A 16,878-nucleotide genomic window follows, 5' to 3' on the forward strand; every position below is an offset into this window, starting at 1 on the left:
GCTGTGTTGGTGTAACATTGACCAACCGTTGTTATTGACTTTATTTCAATGGATACGCTTTCGTAAAGCAAGAGTTAGCTGATATTCTACCCGCTATGAGCAAAACACACCTAACTGAACAGAAATTCGCCGATTTCGGGTTGCATCCGGATGTCCTGAGTGCTTTAGCACAACAAGGATTCCAGCACTGCACACCAATACAGGCGCTCGCACTGCCTTATTCTCTGGCAGGACGTGACATCGCCGGTCAAGCGCAAACAGGTACAGGGAAGACCCTCGCCTTTTTAACCTCGACTTTTCATCATCTACTGACTCATCCTGCCGGTGAGCAGCACCAACAGAATCAGCCGCGTGCGCTTATTATGGCACCAACGCGCGAACTGGCGGTGCAGATCCATGCTGATGCGCAGCTACTGGCACAAACCACTGGTTTGCGCCTCGGGTTAGCTTACGGTGGCGACGGCTACGATAAGCAACTCAAAGTACTGGAAGCAGGTGTCGATATTCTGATTGGTACAACCGGTCGAATTATTGACTACCAGAAGCAGAATATTATCAACATGGGTGCAATTCAGGTAATGGTTCTTGATGAAGCCGATCGGATGTTCGATCTTGGCTTTATCAAAGATATCCGTTATTTGCTGCGTCGCATGCCAAAACCGGATCAGCGTCTCAATATGCTGTTCTCGGCAACGCTCTCTTACCGTGTCCGCGAGCTGGCTTTCGAATATATGCATAATGCTGAATATGTCGAAGTAGAGCCAGAGCAGAAAACCGGCCACCGCATTAAAGAAGAGCTATTCTACCCTTCAAATGAAGAAAAAATGCGATTATTGCAGACTCTACTGGAAGAAGAGTGGCCAGATCGCAGTATTATTTTTGCCAACACAAAATATCGCTGTGAACAAATCTGGGGGCATTTAGCCGCTGATGGTCATCGGGTTGGATTACTGACCGGTGATGTAGCACAGAAAAAACGTCTGCGCATTTTAGATGACTTTACCAAAGGTAATCTGGATATTCTGGTTGCCACCGACGTGGCTGCCCGCGGCTTGCATATTCCTCTGGTAACGCATGTCTTTAACTATGACCTGCCAGATGACTGCGAAGATTACGTGCACCGTATTGGCCGTACCGGCCGTGCAGGGGAAAGCGGCCACTCTATCAGCTTTGCCTGTGAAGAGTACGCGCTAAATCTGCCGGGTATCGAGACCTACATCGAGCACAGTATTCCGGTAAGTAAATATGACAGCGAAGCCTTGCTGACCGAACTGCCTGCGCCGTTCCGTTTACAACGCCCGCGCCCGACATCGACAACGCGCCAAAATGGTCATCGTCGCCCCGGCGTTCGTAGCCCACGTAAGCGTAATCCGGCCGAATAACAGATGATAAACTCGGTATCCTCTTGCTATGCGGCAATTGATCTTGGCTCAAACAGCTTTCATATGCTGGTTGTGCGTCAGGTTGCCGGAAATATTCAGACCATTGCCCGCATCAAGCGCAAAGTGCGACTAGCTGCAGGTCTAGATGAGCAAAATAATCTCTCACAAGATGCCATTGAGCGTGGCTGGCAGTGCTTGGCGCTGTTTGCCGAGCGTTTACAGGATATTCCAGCTCAGCATGTGCGGGTCGTCGCCACCGCGGCACTGCGCAGTGCACGTAACGCGGCCGATTTCCTGCACACCGCACAGCGCATTTTAGGCCATCCGATTGAGGTGATTGCCGGAGAAGAGGAGGCTCGCCTGATCTATCAGGGGGTAGCCCACACCACCGGAGGGCCAGATCCCCGCTTGGTGGTGGATATTGGTGGAGCCAGTACCGAACTGATTATCGGCAAAGGGTCACAACCACAAGCCTTGGTTAGCCTGCATATGGGCTGTGTTACTTGGCTTGAGCGATACTTTGCCGATCGGCGTTTGTGTGAACATAACTTTGCCGCCGCCGAACAAGCTGCGCGTGATATTTTACAGCCGATTGTGGCCCAATTTACCTCACTCGGCTGGCAAGCCTGTGTCGGTGCATCGGGCACAGTGCAGGCGCTGCAAGAGATCATGCTGGCACAGGGGATGGATGAGCACATTACGCTGGCCAAACTGCGCCAGTTACGTGCACAGGCGATTCAATGCTACAAGCTAGAAGAGCTGGAAATTGAGGGCTTGACGCTCGATCGTGCGCTGGTTTTCCCAAGTGGTCTGTCGATTTTAATCGCTATTTTTGAAACACTGGCGATTGACGATATGACCCTATCAGGGGGCGCGCTGCGTGAAGGGCTGTTATATGGCATGCTGCATCCGCAACATGCTCAGGCACAAGGTGATATCCGCGGGCACACGATAGCCGCGTTGCAACGTCAGTATCATATTGATACCGAACAGGCGCTGCGGGTACGTAATACCGCATGGCAGCTATTTGATCATGTCGCCGGTGACTGGCATCTAAGTGCTCTTAGCCGTGAACTGCTCGGCTGGGTTTCTATGGTGCACGAGATAGGGTTGGGAATTGATTATAAACGTACGCATGAACATGCGGCGTATCTGCTCTCTAATTCCGCCATTCCCGGTTTTACACCCGCACAACGTAAGCTGCTGGCCGCGCTGCTGTATAATCAGCGTGAACAGCCGGATCTGAGCAAATTAGCGGCACAAAATGCTATTTCGGTGGCCGAAGCGTTAAAGCTATGCCGTTTGCTGCGTTTGGCCATTATTTTGGCCAGCCGCCGCCGTGATGATACGCTGCCACAGGTAACGCTTACCGGCGAAGGTGATCGCCTGCAACTGTGCTTGCCTGAAGGCTGGCTAGAGAGCCACCCACTACGGGCCGAAGATTTAGGGCAAGAGGCAAGGTGGCTGGGTAATCTGCACCTTCCGCTGACGCTTGGCTGCCAGACCGAATCTCCGTAACCGGAATATCATCAAGTTGATGGCTGATTGAGCCTCTACCAGATCTATCAAAATTCGGTGATCAGGTTCTGAAATAAAAAAAGCGGCATATTAGGCCGCTTTTTGTTTTTAGGTGTTCGTTAAATATCGCGTTTTAAGTGCCCCTATTTATCAGGGAATAAAGCAACTTATCGCGGGATAAAACAACCTTATCGCACTGAGGATTCATTGAGCCACTGTGCAACTTGCTTAGCAAAGTAGGTCAGAATACCGTCAGCACCGGCACGCTTAAAGCACAGCAGTGATTCCATAATGCACTCACGCTCTTTGAGCCAGCCGTTCTGAATGGCGGCCATGTGCATGGCGTATTCACCCGACACCTGATAAGCAAAGGTCGGTACACCAAACTCATCTTTAACGCGGCGAACGACATCCAGATACGGCATTCCCGGTTTTACCATGACCATATCCGCACCCTCTTGTAAGTCTTGCGCAACTTCCTGCAAGGCTTCATTGCTGTTGGCCGGATCCATCTGGTAATTTTTCTTATCGCCACCCTTCAGGTTACCCGATGATCCAACCGCATCACGGAACGGGCCGTAGTAACAAGAGGCATATTTTGCCGAGTAGGCCATGATCTGGGTATGGATAAAACCATTGGCTTCGAGTGCTTCACGGATAGCACCGATACGACCATCCATCATATCGCTCGGGGCAACTACGTCAGCACCCGCTTCGGCCTGTGAGAGTGCCTGCTGCACTAAAATCTCGGTGGTGATGTCATTTTGCACATAACCGGTGTCATCAATAATGCCATCTTGCCCGTGGACGGTGAACGGGTCGAGCGCCACATCGGTGATAACCCCTAGCTGTGGGTGGGCCGCTTTCAGTGCACGCACGGTACGCTGTACCAGACCTTGTGGGTTATAGGCTTCTTCGGCCAGTAAGGTCTTCTTCTCTTGCCCCACCACCGGGAATAAGGCAATAGCAGGAACCCCTAATGCCACCAGCTCTGCCGCTTCTTGCAGCAGCAAATCTATCGATAAACGCTCAATACCCGGCATTGAGGGGATCGCTTCGCGGCGGTTATCTCCTTCGAGTACAAATACCGGATAGATCAGATCGTTTACACTCAGCTGATGTTCAGCTACCAAGCGGCGGCTAAAGTCGTGCTTACGTACACGGCGTAAACGACGGCCAGGAAATGAGCCGGGAATATTCAGTGTCATGGTTTGTTCCTCATTAAATCCTATAAAAAAAGCCGTCAAACGACGGCCCTTTTATCTCCGTAAGCAGGGAATTTAGTGCCTTGCTTCGGTATCATCATCTTCGCTATCGCGCTGCATGTCGTCATCAACGGTTTCTCGCACGTAAAAGCGCGAACAGAAAACGCCCAGTTCAAACAGCAGGCACATAGGAATAGCCAGCAGTGTTTGTGAAAACACATCTGGCGGTGTCAGTAGCATGGCAACAACAAATACGGCCACAACGATATAAGGCCGCTTTTTACGCAGATCATCTGCATTGGTAACCCCACTCCAGCAGAGCAGGATAATCGCCACAGGGATCTCAAAGGCCAGCCCAAACGCTAAAAACAGCCCCATCACAAAATCAAGGTAGCTGTTAATATCGGTGGCAATGGTGACACCTTGTGGTGCGGTTTGGGTGAAAAAGCCAAAGATCAGCGGAAATACGATGTAGTAGGCAAACAGCATACCGAGATAAAACAGCGCCGAACTCGAAACCAGCAGCGGAATAATCAGGCGGCGTTCATGTTTGTACAACGCCGGCGCGACAAAAGCCCAGATCTGGTACAAGATCAGCGGAGCGGCAATAAATACCGAGACAATTAATGTCAGCTTGATCGGCGCAATAAAGGGCGATGCCACTTCGGTTGCAATCATACTCGCGCCCTGCGGCATACGCTCAACCAAGGGAGCAGAAACCCACGCGTAAATATCGTTTGAGAACCAAACGAGCGCGGTAAAGATCACTAAAATACTGATAATGGCGCGCAGTAAACGGGTACGCAGCTCAATTAGGTGCGAAATCAGGGGCTGGGTATCATCCACCGACATTATGGTTGCTCCCTTTTGAGGCTCTGTTCTGACGCTAAATACTGCGTAGCCTGTGGGGCTGCCTCCGCAACTGGATCAGGCTGATTTAACCCAGAAGCCGGCAAACCTTCGGCCAGATGAACAGGATGCTGATCATCGGCTTCATGCTCGTCTTCGGCTTGCTCGGCCAGCTCTGCCGGTGACGAGCCTTCCGGATAAACCGAGGTAATCGGCTGTGCAGCAGCTACCGTGGAGTTTTCGGCAGCATTTGCTGCGAATGAGACCTCAGTATTAACCTGTTGGGCACTCTCTGCTGATGGCGCATAAGGGCGCTGCACGGAGTCAGCCGCCTCTTTGAGCTCACGCAGTGAGGCATCAAGCTCAGGAGAGAGATCTTTTAAATTCATCTGCTCTGCTTTTTTGAGGTTATTTTGCATCTCTTGCAATTTAAGCTCTTGGTTTAGCTCATTTTGCACCGATGCGGCCATGGCGCGGATAGTTCTTACCCAATGCGCGACAGTGCGTACGGCAACCGGTAACCGTTCAGGCCCTAAGACAACCAAGCCGATAACGGCAATCAGTACCAGCTCCCAGAAACCGATATCAAACACGGGTTATACCTGCTCTTTATTTTGGCTCTTTTTAGCACTGTCATCAGTGCTGCTGTGTTCGGCTTTGCTCTGATCGACAATGTTCTGTGTAAAATCGGCATCGCCAAGATCATTTTTTTGCTGTGCCTTTGCTGCATCGTCATTGAGTGCTTTTTTAAAGTCACGCACGGCTCCGCCCAGATCGCCGCCGATATTGCGCAGTTTTTTGGTACCAAACAGCAGCACAACAATGACCGCAATGATAAGTAACTGCCAAATACTGATTCCGCCCATGTTATATCCCTCTGAAAGAAATTAGGTTGTCATCATGCCGCAACAAGATGGTTTGCATTAAAAGAGTAACTCAAAAATAGTGACTTAAAAATCGGGTTCAATACGATTATTGAATCGCCCATTTTGCGGCCTACTCTGCCGGATTATCAACATAAAAAAACAGTTTTACGCATCACGCTGCCGCGACCAGCCAATGCCCCAGCACACGATACCGGCCACCAGTAGGCCTATCGGCCACAGGGTGCGGGTACTGACCTGCAAAATCACTGATGACAAGACAAGGGTTGCACCGACAGTCAGTAAATAGCGCGCCTGCGCATCATTTTTCTGCCTAACAGCCAGCTGACCGTTAAGCTTGCGCATCTGTTCACTGAGCAGTTTTTGCTGGCGCAGTGAGTCGTACACCAGATCAGGCAGTTCAGGCAGTTTTTCCGCCCAAAACGGCGCTTTATCTTTTACAGCTTGAATCACGGCCTTAATGCCGATCTGCTCGCGCATCCAGCTTTCTAAAAAGGGTTTGGCGGTACTCCACAAATCAAGCTGGGGATAGAGCTGACGGCCAAGCCCTTCAACATACAGCAGCGTTTTTTGCAGCAGTACCAGCTGCGGCTGTACTTCCATATTAAAACGGCGCGCGGTATTAAACAGGTTCAGCAGCACATGGCCAAAAGAGATCTGATCGAGTGGTTTTTCAAAAATCGGCTCGCAAACGGTTCGGATGGCAAACTCAAACTCTTCAATATTGGTGTCTGCAGGAACCCAACCTGAATCCACATGCAATTCAGCCACTTTGCGGTAGTCACGGTTGAAAAAAGCGATAAAATTACCGGCCAGATAGCGTTTATCTTCACGGTTAAGTGAGCCGACAATGCCGCAGTCAATGCCGATATATTGCGGGTCTTCAGGGTGCTGATAGCTGACAAAAATGTTGCCGGGGTGCATGTCGGCATGGAAAAAGCTGTCGCGAAAAACCTGCGTGAAAAAGACCTGTACACCGCGTTCGGCCAGCAGCTTCATGTTGGTACCGTTGGCGTGCAACGCGCTGATGTCAGAAACTGGAATACCGTAAATGCGCTCCATCACCAACAGGCTTTCACGGCAATAATCAGTATATATTTCGGGAACATACAGCATCGGGCTGCTGGTAAAATTGCGCCGTAGCTGAATGGCATTAGCCGCTTCACGCATCAGGTTCAGCTCATCAAGCAGCGTTTTCTCATACTCGCGAACCACTTCAACGGGGCGCAAACGGCGGCCATCGGGTAAAAGGCGCGGCAGTGTGCGGGCCAAGCGATACATCAGCCTGACATCAGCTTTGATAATCGGCAGGATATCAGGGCGAATCACTTTCAGCACCACCTCTTGCCCGTTCGATTTCAAGCGCGCGGTATGCACTTGTGCGATAGAGGCTGAAGCCAGTGCTATCGGGTTAAAGTCATCAAACAGTGTCTCTAGCGGTACGCCAAGCGCAGCATCAATCTGCTGACGGGCCAGTTGACCATCAAAAGAGGCGACCTGATCTTGCAGCAAGGCCAGCTGATCGGCGATATGCGGCGGGAAAAGATCGCGTCGGGTCGAGAGCATCTGGCCAAACTTGATCCAGACCGGCCCTAAGCTTTGCAAGGCAAGGCGCAAGCGCATACCGAGCGGTTTTTCCGGATGCTGATTTTTGATCCAAAAAATACCTTTACGCGCGATGCGCAGCGGCAGTGTCAACCGCATATCGGGCAGCAGTTCATCTAAGCCGTAGCTTAAAAATACCTGTGTAATACGGTATAAACGGCGAAAATCACTCGGCATCATGGCTGTTTTTCCAAACGGGCTAACCGTTGTTCAATGCCGGCAAGTTGCACTGCCAAGGCATCAACTTGATCAGCAAAATAGGCCACTTCCAGCCCGCCAGGTGCAAGACGCCACTCTTCAGTCAGCACCTGTGCAGCATAGTGTTCGTTACGTTGATGCTGCTGTTGCACCGCCTGTAGCGTGCCACGTAATACACGGCTAACACCGTGCGCGACAATATCACCGGTATACGGTGCAAGCACCGTAGCGGGGTCAAGATCGAGCTGCTCAAACAGGGTTTGCACCGGTTGCAGCAGCTGGATATCACCCTGAATATCGAGTGCCTGTTCACGGATTAAGCGGGTGATCTGGCGGCGATCACGCAGTGCAGATAGGGTCAACAGATCGGTATGAATACGGCAATCCGCTTCACCTTCCCACGCGGCCAAAATATCAACCCGATCAGAGAACACCAGTGCCAAAGGCGCACTAAACTCACGCAACTGCAGCACCAGTACACGCCCTTTTAGCCGTAATAAGGCATTTTTAGCATCAGTATTTTGGCTGATCAGAGCATTAAGCGCCGTTTCTAATACACCAGTTACCAGCGGGAGTAAGGGCATAGTCATCCTTTACGTCACATACATCACAACAAGAGTCGGTTTAGCGGATTACCGTAACAGTAACGAACTAAAATTTATAACCGCGATGCAAAGCCACAATACCACCGGTTAAGTTGTAGTAGCTCACTTGGTCAAAGCCGGCCTGTTCCATCATCTCTTTGAGTGCATCTTGTGCCGGATGCATGCGGATAGATTCAGCCAAATAACGATAGCTTTCGCTGTCATTGGCCACCATTTCACCCACTTTCGGCAAAATATGGAATGAGTAGGTATCGTACACTTTGCCCAGCAGTTCAATGGTGGGTTTTGAGAACTCCAGCACCAGTAAACGGCCACCGGGTTTTAATACCCGAAACATAGAGCGTAGTGCCTGCTCTTTTTCAGTGACGTTACGTAAACCAAAACCAATGGTAATGCAGTCAAAATAGTTATCAGGGAAGGGAAGGGCTTCGGCATTGGCCTGCACATAACTGACATTGCCGACCACGCCCAGATCACGCAGCTTTGCGCGCCCGACTTTCAGCATGGAGTCATTAATATCAGCCAGTACCACCTCGCCGGTTTCACCGACAAGACGTGAGAATTTGGCGGTCAGATCACCGGTACCACCGGCTAAATCTAGCACACGCTGCCCGCGGCGCACGCCACTGCAGTCAATCGTGAAACGTTTCCACAAGCGGTGGATACCGAACGACATGAGATCGTTCATCAAATCGTATTTTGCTGCCACGGAGTGAAAAACATCAGCGACCATTCCGGCCTTCTCTTCCTTGGCGACTGTACGGAAACCAAAATGCGTTGTTTCCTGCGGCTGCTCTGCCATGTCTATTGCCTTTGCCTAAATGTATTTACGCCAGTTTACCCCAAGCGCAGTTCAGCCTCCATATATGAAGATTAATCACGGTTAATTAAGCATATTGCCACTGTACTGCTTGGTGATATGGGATACTGCTCGAGACATTTTTAATAAATGTACACGCGAATTAATACCGCTCCCCCTGCTTTAATACAAGGGTTTTCAAAAAAGCGTTTCAATACACGCCATTTCAATGTAAATAATTTTCAACCTAGATTGCTGGCAATAAATTAACCCGCAACATTAATGACTCGTCAAAATTACTCGCCGAGTAAATCTTGTGGGTCTATCCCTTCTGCGGCCATCGCACGTAAAATTTGCTCTTTACGCTCTTCACGTTTTTCACTGATCACCACTTGTAGCTGATGAACCAGATCGCGCAGCTCTTTAATTTCCACATGACGCGCAGCAGAGCGGATACGCTCAGGGCTTTGTGTGCACAGCTCTTTCAATACCCGACCAAACATCACTTTTTCTGGAGAGTCTTCCAGCTGATTCATGATTTTGGCCATTTCAAATGTAGTAAACGATGACATAGCGCTTCTTCTATACAATTAAGGTGTAGGAATGGAAAATCGCACAATCTACGAAATAGATTGCAGGATTTATTACACGTTGAGTGGCTGTGTAAGTGAACAATACACAGAGTATACCCTGTGAATATAATTTTATGCATTCTGACGAAAAAAAGCCCGCTTGAATAGCGGGCAAAGCCTCATTGTGCTCAGTTTTTTATTTATTTTATTCAGTAATTATTTCAGTAACGCATTTTCTGCAAATTTTTAGGCTGAATAACCAGATCGGTAAAGCCACCACGATCACACTCAGTGCCACCGCTAAACGAGCATCTAGCCCTATTTGCTGGATAATAAATGCGATCAGCGCCGCACCGCCCATCTGAATACATCCCAGCAGTGCAGAAGCCGTGCCCGCGCGGTCGGCAAACGGCATCAATGCCAGTGCCGAGGCCGGGCCAAGCATCAGCGCAAAACCGGTACACAGCAGCGCCATCGGCAACATATAGGCCGCCGCCGATAGCGGCAGAACCTGTGCGGAAAACAGCATCACAAAACCGGCGCTGACAAAAACTGTCAGCCCCAGCAATACGGCACGGCGCTCACCCAGTTTCAGCACTACTTTTGGTGCTAAAAAGAACGCCACAATATTGATTAACGCATTACCACCAAACCAAGCACTAAATTGCAGTTCACTCAGCTGTAACTGGCCCACCAGCACCATTGAGGCGTAAGTGACATAACTGAGAATGCCGGTCATTCCCGCCATACAGATAGCCGCGTAGTGTAAAAAAGTACGCGATTGCAAAATCGGCTGATAACGTGCCCAGTGGTACAAACGGCCACTGTGTACCGTGTTCTGCGGGCGGGTTTCCGGCATAAAACGCCAAGCTACCGCGCCCACTAGCACCGCAAACAGCAGCATAAACGCAAAGCAGGCACGCCAGCCAAACTGAATCGTCAATACCCCACCCAGCGCCGGCGCTAATGCTGGAATAATGCACAACGCACCATTCAGATAAGAGTACATTTTGGCGCTTTCGCGCGCATTAAAGCAGTCGCGCACCGCAGCAAAGGCCACGATAGAGGTGGAACAAGCACCTATCCCCTGACCTATCCGTGAAAGTTGCAACAGCCAATAGTGATCAGATAGCGTACCCAGCAACGCGGCTGCCGCATAGAGACTGATACCGGCCAGCAGCACCGGGCGGCGACCAAAACGATCAGTCAGCGGGCCGATAATAATCTGTCCTACGCCCAAACTGAGTAAAAACAGCCCCAGCGTCGATTGCACCTGCGCCGCGCTCATCTGCAAATCTTGCTGCATCAGCGGCATCGCCGGCAGATAAATATCAATCGCCAGCGGGCTAAACATCACCAGCAGCACCAATAAACCAATTAAGTTACGTGGATTCATATTGCACCTTGTGTTTTTTGCGCTACCCTACCCGACTGCTGATATGAAGTGAAATGGCTTTTTTTCCGATATCATTTTCCTTAATGGAATATCTATGAATCTTGATCGCCTGTCCCGTCTGGATCTTAACCTGCTAGTATGCCTGCATGTTCTGCTCGAAGAGCACAGTGTTTCTCGGGCTGCCCAGCGCCTGCATCTATCACAGTCGGCGGTCAGTAAAGCGCTTGCCCGCCTGCGTGAACAACTTGATGATCCGCTGTTTTTCCGCACCGCACACGGCTTAACCCCAACTTATCATGCCGAACAACTCGCACCGGCACTGGGGAATATCCTGCATGAACTGCACTTATTAACCCGCCCGCCGCAATTTGACCCCGCCAGCAGTGAACGCCACTTCAATATCGTGATGCTAGAAAGCGCTTATCAAACATTGATGCCGCGTTTCATTAACAGCCTGCTGCAAAGCGCGCCGCGCCTGCAACTGCACACCCATTTGTGGAGTGCACTCTCACTGCAAGGGCTTGCCGAAGGGCAGTTTGATCTGGCGTTCACCATTCGCGAACTGTACCCAAGCACAGACCAACAACTAACCCAACTGCCGGCAGGCCTCTGTTTTGAAACATTGCTGACAGACGAGCATGTTTGCCTGCTACGTGCAGAGCATCCGGTGCTGCAACAGCCGTGGGATCTGACACAATATCTGACTATGCAACATGTGCAGGCGCGCTGTGAAGGGCGGGAGTGGTGGTCACTGGATTATCTGCTGGCCAGCCGCGGCTTGCAGCGCAACATGCCTATCAGCGTTCCCGATTTTTTTGGCGCAGTGGCCATCTGTTGTCATACCGATCTGATTTTTACTGTGCCGCGCTGTTTTGCCGACCACGTTACCGCACACTATCCGCTGACTACCCTACCACTTCCACTGCAGCCGCCCACCGTCGCCTACCAAATGCTCTGGCATGAACGGCATGAACAAGATCCCGCACACCGCTGGTTGCGAACCTTTTTGTCAAACCGGCTGACCTTACCGGCCACCGCCGTTACGGCATAGCCGCACAGCAGCAACCTACAAAAGCCAATGCCTGTTGGGGGATGCAAAGCAAAGCTAAAAAAATGACTGCCCCAAACAGTTGAGCAGCCAGCTGAATCAGGTGTGGTTTTTTATCTCTTGATCGTGCTCAAATCGATACCTCAATGCCGCACCACAAAGGTTTAACCGTGTCCGACATTAACCGGTGCCATTACAACTGGCGTTACCAAAGTGGGTTCGATATGACTGGGTTCTGGCACAACTTTTAGTCGCATCGCGGACTCAGCACTGTCCGCCGCCGGTGTTGTATGGTCCGGAGTTAACGTAGCCATGCCGGGCAAAATCGGATCAACCCCGATACGCACCAGATTACCAGCCTGATCGGTCAACAATGGCGGTAAAGCTGCCGCTGATACAGTATTTTGCGCCGCTTTACCACTACGCTGCGCGCTGCGGTTAACGGCAGATGCCGTACTTACCGGAAGCGCGGTACTCGCGCCCCCTGCCGCCGACGGAGGAGTAACACCACTTGTTGGCGCAGCGCTCGGTGTTGTTATCGCCGCGGGTGCAGTGGCTGCTGCCCCTACACCCACTGCCGACGCTTCTGCCGGACGCGGTGCAGCATTAGGCGGCGTTGCGATATGCGGAGGTATAGGTTTGGCATTGGCACGGCCAAAAAGCTGGGCAATTTGTGCCGCAGCCTGTTCAGTCAGTACGGTGATCTCGATCCGCCGATTTTGCCCGCTCATCGGATCTTTAATATTGACCGGCATCTGTTCAGCCATCGCCACCAGTTGCAGAATTTGATCACGTTTCATGCCATTGGCGGTCATCACCCGACGCGCGGTCAACGCGCGCTCAGCAGAGAGATCCCAGTTGGTGTAATCCACGTTATTCGGATAACGGGTATTATCAGTGTGGCCGCTGATCATGATCCGATTCTGGATACTGCCCAGTACCGGTGAGATGTGATCCAAAATACCCTTAAAAAATGGCGTAATTCGAGTGCTACCGCGCTCGAACATATAATGTTCGTTATCATCTTGAATTAGCACCCGCAGCCCCTGCGGTACTACTTCCACCCTCACGTTGTTGGTGGCATCTAGACGAACAGCTACCGTATTCAGGGCTTCGGCCAACACTTCCATTTGCTGCTGAGTAAGATACTTACCCTGTAGTTTGCCTAAATCTTGGTTCTTATGCTGACCTGCCGTTTTGTTCTCCTGAAACAGTGCGCTACCTAGCTTATCATTACCATCAAAATCCGATTTAACTGGGTTTTCCAGTGGCGAAGCCTGTCCACCGAAGTCCACCGGAAACGGGCTATTAGTAATATCAAACACATTATCCATGTTATCGAACACACTGTAAGTGGCCATGTATTGCTGAACTTTCTGTCGTTCATCCTTGGAAGCCACTTCCATCACCCACAGCACCATGAAAAAGGCCATCATGGCGATGGCAAAGTCGGCAAACGCCACTTTCCATGCGCCGCCGTGCCCTTCATCGTGCTCGTCGTGCTGGACTTTCTTGATGATAATGGTGTGGTGTGAGTCTTTAGCCATAATCAGTTCTGCTCGGCAGTCAGCCAGCGTTCCATCTCGAAGAAGCTCGGTTTGTATTCGCTGATCAAAAGTTTACGGCCAGCATCCAGAGCCAGCAGGGTTGGACGGCCTTGCTGCTGTGCCACCAAAATGGCCATGACCATCTTCAGGCCCATTACCTCTTTTTTTACTAGGTTAGCCATCGCCGCAGAAAGCGGGTCAAACACCCCGTAGCTCAGCAATACACCGATAAACGTTCCCACCAGCGCGGCTGCCACTTTGGCGCCGATCAAGGCCAGATTGCCACCGATATTTTGCATGGTCACTACAATACCCAGTACCGCCGCAACGATACCAAAACCCGGCATCGCTTCACCGGTTTTACCCAGCGCTTTAGACGGCCGCAATAGGTCATTCTGGATGGTATGAATTTCAGTCTCGAGCAGCGCTTCTAAATCATGTGGCGCCATTTTACCCATCGCCATTAAACGCAGGTTATCGGTAATAAACGCCAGCAATACCGGCGAAGCTGTGACACTCGGGTATTTGGTAAACAGCGCACTAGAGTCTGGTTTCTCGATATGTTCATCGAGCTTTTTAATGCCGTCTTTACGCACGGTTTCCAAAAGCTCAAACATCAATTCGATAATGGCGCGGTAGTAATTCTGGGTATAGCCCTTTCCCATCAGGGTTTTCAGTTGTCCACCAATCCCCTTGAGTACTGCAATCGGATGCGCCACGACCATAGCGCCCATCGCTGCACCCACAATAATAATCATCTCTGCTGGCTGCCACAGAGCACCCAGATTACCTTTCGCTTCCAGATAGCCCAGAACGACACAGCCAAAAACAATAAAAAAACCAATTATCCGTTGCATATATCCCCCATTAGCCCGGCTGATTCCAGCCGTCTAACAGTCTGTTGAGCTGTTTCAGCGCTTTCTTATGTAACTGGCAGATCCGCGCTTCGGTAAGATCCAACACCAGAGCTATCTCTTTTAGATTCATCTCGTGCTCGTAATACAGACTCAAAATGGTCTGTTCCCGCACCGGTATTTGCTTTAGGGCACAGGATAAATCACGTTTGAAACGGACTGACTGGACTTCATCACTCGGCCAATACAGGCTAAAGTTCTCAAAACCATCCTCCTGTAGACTATCTAGGCTATCCACCTGCTCGGCCTGACAGGCCAGCAGACGCTCGCGCAGCTCTTCATCGCTAATTTGCAACGCTAGAGCCAACTCCTGACGGGTCGGCTTGCGCCCCAACTCCCGACTGAGGCTGCGGATACGGTCTTTAAGCTCATGGCTCTTTTGCCGTATACCACGTGAACGCCAGTCCAGACGGCGCAGTTCATCGAGCATAGCGCCGCGGATCCGCGGGCTGGCCATCACTTCCAGTGGCACATCACCATCCGGATCATAACGGCGGATTTCGCCCAGCAGCGCCAACATGCCAATCTGCTCTAAATCGTCACGGCCAATCACCGCACTGACCTGTGAAGTCAGATGGTAGGCTATTCGCCGCACTAGCGGTGCATGCTGCAGCAATAAGCGTTGCTCGCGGGCCTGATGCCCTAGTTTCTGACTGGCCTGATAGGCGTTTAGCCCATGCGCGTTATCCCCGGCTGTGCACATAGCGAGTTACTGCACCACCAGTTTGGTGATCAGCACCTTATCTACCGCATCTTCACCGGCCATCTTCTGTATGGTGGCACGAATGGCGGTAAGCAATTTTTCTTGCAACACCACCACCGCATCCGGATCAGTCAGCTTGGCAAAGTTTTCATGGCTCAGTTCAGTAACGACGCTATTGCGTACCAGCGGCATAAATTCCTGTACCTGAGTTTCAAAATGACTGTTGTAGGTCATCAACGACAGCTCCAACATCATGTAATGCAGACGGTCTTCCCCTTGCACGCTGATGACGAAACGATCCAGATTGATAAAAATCGGTTTTTTCACCACAGCGACTGTTGCCACTTCCTGAGGTTTCGCCGATACCGGCTTGTTGATGACAAAATGCCAATATCCCCAGCCCCCCCCACCCAGTAGGGCGAGCAGTAACAGCGCAATGATGGCCAGCAAAATGACTTTGGATTTATTTCCTTGCGACATGATGTTCTCTCTTAAACCAAACTGTCGAAGTCTGCACGATGACGTGACAGATTCAGAGCCGGAACACTGCTATGGTCAGCGGCACGGCGGATCACCGAATGACCACTGGCAAAACCGGTATCCTGCTGCGGATGATTCCCATGCTGCGGTTGTCCGCCCGATACTGAGACATCAATCAGGTTCATCTGGCTCTGACTGAAGTCATGCCGCAAACGGTCACTGCTCGCCAACAGGGCCTCTCGGAGTTGCGGATGTGCGGCGGTAAATTGTACGCTCAGTTTATCGCCTTCCATACGCAGGCTAATATCCAGTTTCCCCAGCTCTGGCGGGTCGAGCCGGATCTGGGCATGCTGCAACTTGTTACCGGCTTGCAGATGAATACGCTGGCGCAGCTGTTCAATCAGAGCATCACCCCACTGCGGTTTACTGATATCCACACTTAACGTGGGATTAGGGGTTGCCATATCAGCCGGTGCAGTGGTCGGTTGTCCGACGGTGGTGTCTTTGGCACTGGTGAGGGCATTCAGCCCATGCTGGCTCATGGCAACTACCGGCGCGGTGACGGTTTTATCCGCCAGAGCAGTGACCAGAGCACTAAGTTCGGGGTCGGCTGATAGGCTGCTGTGCGCCATCTCTTGGCTATTAACTTCTAGGTTGTCGGCCAGCGGTGTTAACGGCTGCTCGGCCAACGAAGACTCATACGAAAGATCGGTTGCCGACAGGCGATCGACATTGGCGATCCCCCCTTTAAGCCCGGCCTGCGGTAAATTGGCTAACATGGCACTCAGCTGCGCCGGATCGCCTGTCGCCCCTGCGGGCAGACCAAAGCCAGCCTGTAACGGTAACGGATTGACGGCCTGCTGGGTATGCAGCAGGTAGGCTATTTGCTGGGCCAGCTCGCGGTTCGACGAACTTACCGGTTCCGACTCAGTGCCCGGTTGCGCATGCGATGATTCAGCGCCTGCCGCCGCTTTTTTATCCACCTGACCGGGACGGTTTTTTCCCCCGGTCGGTGCCTCACTTGGGTGCGCGTCATGGCCATTTTTCGGACCATTCAATGACGAGCTAAATCGGTGATCGGTGGCTTTCCCAGGGGCCGGTTGTACGGTGCCGCGGGTGTTACCGGCGCTACCAGTGGTACTGGCCGAAGGCTGTGCTGCTGTCAGTTGCATA

17 protein-coding genes are annotated in these 16,878 nt (G+C 51.4%); 3 read left to right on the top strand and 14 right to left on the bottom strand.

The genetic code is table 11. The annotated features are described in order from the left end of the window. The first annotated feature begins 95 nt into the window (after positions 1–95). On the top strand, positions 96–1,382 hold the full coding sequence (gene rhlB / locus AC1HDJ_RS02005; protein ID WP_479536854.1) for an ATP-dependent RNA helicase RhlB: 1,287 nt from the start codon (positions 96–98) through the stop codon (positions 1,380–1,382). A gap of 3 nt (positions 1,383–1,385) precedes the next feature. Further along, complete coding sequence (ppx, locus tag AC1HDJ_RS02010) at positions 1,386–2,900, top strand: exopolyphosphatase (protein ID WP_479536856.1); 1,515 nt, start codon at positions 1,386–1,388, stop codon at positions 2,898–2,900. A 188-nt stretch (positions 2,901–3,088) separates the two neighbouring features. On the opposite strand, the gene hemB is transcribed toward ppx, so the two are convergent. From hemB to AC1HDJ_RS02055, 9 genes are all read right to left on the bottom strand, one after another. Then, positions 3,089–4,108 carry a porphobilinogen synthase gene (hemB, locus tag AC1HDJ_RS02015; protein WP_479536858.1) on the bottom strand — a complete coding sequence of 340 codons (1,020 nt, stop codon included), beginning with the start codon at positions 4,106–4,108 and terminating at the stop codon, positions 3,089–3,091. Positions 4,109–4,180: 72 nt separating this feature from the next. Beyond that, positions 4,181–4,957 carry a Sec-independent protein translocase subunit TatC gene (tatC, locus tag AC1HDJ_RS02020; protein WP_479536860.1) on the bottom strand — a complete coding sequence of 259 codons (777 nt, stop codon included), beginning with the start codon at positions 4,955–4,957 and terminating at the stop codon, positions 4,181–4,183. Continuing rightward, a complete protein-coding gene (tatB, locus tag AC1HDJ_RS02025) occupies positions 4,957–5,547 on the bottom strand; it encodes a Sec-independent protein translocase protein TatB (protein WP_479536862.1) in 591 nt (196 codons plus the stop codon). Before tatB ends, tatC begins: the two co-directional genes overlap by 1 nt. Before the next feature lie 3 nt (positions 5,548–5,550). Beyond that, positions 5,551–5,820 carry a Sec-independent protein translocase subunit TatA gene (gene tatA, locus AC1HDJ_RS02030; RefSeq protein WP_479536864.1) on the bottom strand — a complete coding sequence of 90 codons (270 nt, stop codon included), beginning with the start codon at positions 5,818–5,820 and terminating at the stop codon, positions 5,551–5,553. Positions 5,821–5,985: 165 nt separating this feature from the next. Further along, positions 5,986–7,623, bottom strand: a complete 1,638-nt coding sequence (ubiB, locus tag AC1HDJ_RS02035) for a ubiquinone biosynthesis regulatory protein kinase UbiB (RefSeq protein ID WP_479536866.1) — start codon at positions 7,621–7,623, stop codon at positions 5,986–5,988. Continuing rightward, positions 7,620–8,225, bottom strand: a complete 606-nt coding sequence (locus AC1HDJ_RS02040; RefSeq protein ID WP_479536868.1) for a ubiquinone biosynthesis accessory factor UbiJ — start codon at positions 8,223–8,225, stop codon at positions 7,620–7,622. The genes ubiB and AC1HDJ_RS02040 overlap by 4 nt, the downstream gene beginning before the upstream one ends. 67 nt (positions 8,226–8,292) lie before the next feature. Next, positions 8,293–9,048 carry a bifunctional demethylmenaquinone methyltransferase/2-methoxy-6-polyprenyl-1,4-benzoquinol methylase UbiE gene (gene ubiE, locus AC1HDJ_RS02045; RefSeq protein WP_479536870.1) on the bottom strand — a complete coding sequence of 252 codons (756 nt, stop codon included), beginning with the start codon at positions 9,046–9,048 and terminating at the stop codon, positions 8,293–8,295. A gap of 293 nt (positions 9,049–9,341) precedes the next feature. Beyond that, a complete protein-coding gene (gene tsrA / locus AC1HDJ_RS02050; protein WP_438623217.1) occupies positions 9,342–9,617 on the bottom strand; it encodes an H-NS-like global regulator TsrA in 276 nt (91 codons plus the stop codon). A gap of 205 nt (positions 9,618–9,822) precedes the next feature. Next, entirely contained in the window at positions 9,823–11,013 is a 1,191-nt protein-coding gene (locus tag AC1HDJ_RS02055; RefSeq protein ID WP_479536873.1) for a multidrug effflux MFS transporter, read from the bottom strand. Between the two features lie 94 nt (positions 11,014–11,107). Here AC1HDJ_RS02055 and AC1HDJ_RS02060 point away from each other — a divergent pair, with 94 nt between their 5' ends. Beyond that, entirely contained in the window at positions 11,108–12,064 is a 957-nt protein-coding gene (locus tag AC1HDJ_RS02060) for a LysR family transcriptional regulator (RefSeq protein ID WP_479536875.1), read from the top strand. Between the two features lie 161 nt (positions 12,065–12,225). Here the strand turns inward: AC1HDJ_RS02060 and AC1HDJ_RS02065 are convergent, their stop codons facing one another. From AC1HDJ_RS02065 to AC1HDJ_RS02085, 5 genes are read right to left on the bottom strand one after another with little or no spacing between them, the layout of a single operon-like run. After that, positions 12,226–13,608: an OmpA family protein gene (locus AC1HDJ_RS02065; protein WP_479536877.1), complete on the bottom strand. Its 1,383-nt coding sequence runs from the start codon at positions 13,606–13,608 to the stop codon at positions 12,226–12,228. 2 nt (positions 13,609–13,610) lie between these two features. Next, positions 13,611–14,465 (bottom strand): flagellar motor stator protein MotA, encoded by an 855-nt coding sequence (gene motA, locus AC1HDJ_RS02070; RefSeq protein ID WP_479536879.1) that lies wholly within the window; start codon positions 14,463–14,465, stop codon positions 13,611–13,613. A 10-nt stretch (positions 14,466–14,475) separates the two neighbouring features. Further along, complete coding sequence (locus tag AC1HDJ_RS02075) at positions 14,476–15,225, bottom strand: FliA/WhiG family RNA polymerase sigma factor (protein ID WP_479536881.1); 750 nt, start codon at positions 15,223–15,225, stop codon at positions 14,476–14,478. A gap of 6 nt (positions 15,226–15,231) precedes the next feature. Further along, on the bottom strand, positions 15,232–15,705 hold the full coding sequence (locus tag AC1HDJ_RS02080) for a flagellar basal body-associated FliL family protein (protein WP_479536883.1): 474 nt from the start codon (positions 15,703–15,705) through the stop codon (positions 15,232–15,234). A gap of 11 nt (positions 15,706–15,716) precedes the next feature. Next, positions 15,717–16,877 (bottom strand): flagellar hook-length control protein FliK, encoded by a 1,161-nt coding sequence (locus AC1HDJ_RS02085; protein ID WP_479536885.1) that lies wholly within the window; start codon positions 16,875–16,877, stop codon positions 15,717–15,719. Between the last annotated feature and the right edge of the window lies 1 nt (position 16,878).

It is taken from the genome of Plesiomonas sp. ISS29, from assembly GCF_056522795.1.

What these genes read in the sequence shown, in the direction of transcription:
- rhlB (WP_479536854.1), top strand. Translation starts at nt 96, where the DNA reads ATGAGCAAAACACACCTAACTGAACAGAAATTCGCCGATTTCGGGTTG.
- ppx (WP_479536856.1), top strand. Translation starts at nt 1,386, where the DNA reads ATGATAAACTCGGTATCCTCTTGCTATGCGGCAATTGATCTTGGCTCA.
- hemB (WP_479536858.1), bottom strand. Translation starts at nt 4,108, where the DNA reads ATGACACTGAATATTCCCGGCTCATTTCCTGGCCGTCGTTTACGCCGT.
- tatC (WP_479536860.1), bottom strand. Translation starts at nt 4,957, where the DNA reads ATGTCGGTGGATGATACCCAGCCCCTGATTTCGCACCTAATTGAGCTG.
- tatA (WP_479536864.1), bottom strand. Translation starts at nt 5,820, where the DNA reads ATGGGCGGAATCAGTATTTGGCAGTTACTTATCATTGCGGTCATTGTT.
- ubiB (WP_479536866.1), bottom strand. Translation starts at nt 7,623, where the DNA reads ATGATGCCGAGTGATTTTCGCCGTTTATACCGTATTACACAGGTATTT.
- AC1HDJ_RS02040 (WP_479536868.1), bottom strand. Translation starts at nt 8,225, where the DNA reads ATGCCCTTACTCCCGCTGGTAACTGGTGTATTAGAAACGGCGCTTAAT.
- ubiE (WP_479536870.1), bottom strand. Translation starts at nt 9,048, where the DNA reads ATGGCAGAGCAGCCGCAGGAAACAACGCATTTTGGTTTCCGTACAGTC.
- tsrA (WP_438623217.1), bottom strand. Translation starts at nt 9,617, where the DNA reads ATGTCATCGTTTACTACATTTGAAATGGCCAAAATCATGAATCAGCTG.
- AC1HDJ_RS02055 (WP_479536873.1), bottom strand. Translation starts at nt 11,013, where the DNA reads ATGAATCCACGTAACTTAATTGGTTTATTGGTGCTGCTGGTGATGTTT.
- AC1HDJ_RS02060 (WP_479536875.1), top strand. Translation starts at nt 11,108, where the DNA reads ATGAATCTTGATCGCCTGTCCCGTCTGGATCTTAACCTGCTAGTATGC.
- AC1HDJ_RS02065 (WP_479536877.1), bottom strand. Translation starts at nt 13,608, where the DNA reads ATGGCTAAAGACTCACACCACACCATTATCATCAAGAAAGTCCAGCAC.
- motA (WP_479536879.1), bottom strand. Translation starts at nt 14,465, where the DNA reads ATGCAACGGATAATTGGTTTTTTTATTGTTTTTGGCTGTGTCGTTCTG.
- AC1HDJ_RS02075 (WP_479536881.1), bottom strand. Translation starts at nt 15,225, where the DNA reads ATGTGCACAGCCGGGGATAACGCGCATGGGCTAAACGCCTATCAGGCC.
- AC1HDJ_RS02080 (WP_479536883.1), bottom strand. Translation starts at nt 15,705, where the DNA reads ATGTCGCAAGGAAATAAATCCAAAGTCATTTTGCTGGCCATCATTGCG.
- AC1HDJ_RS02085 (WP_479536885.1), bottom strand. Translation starts at nt 16,877, where the DNA reads ATGCAACTGACAGCAGCACAGCCTTCGGCCAGTACCACTGGTAGCGCC.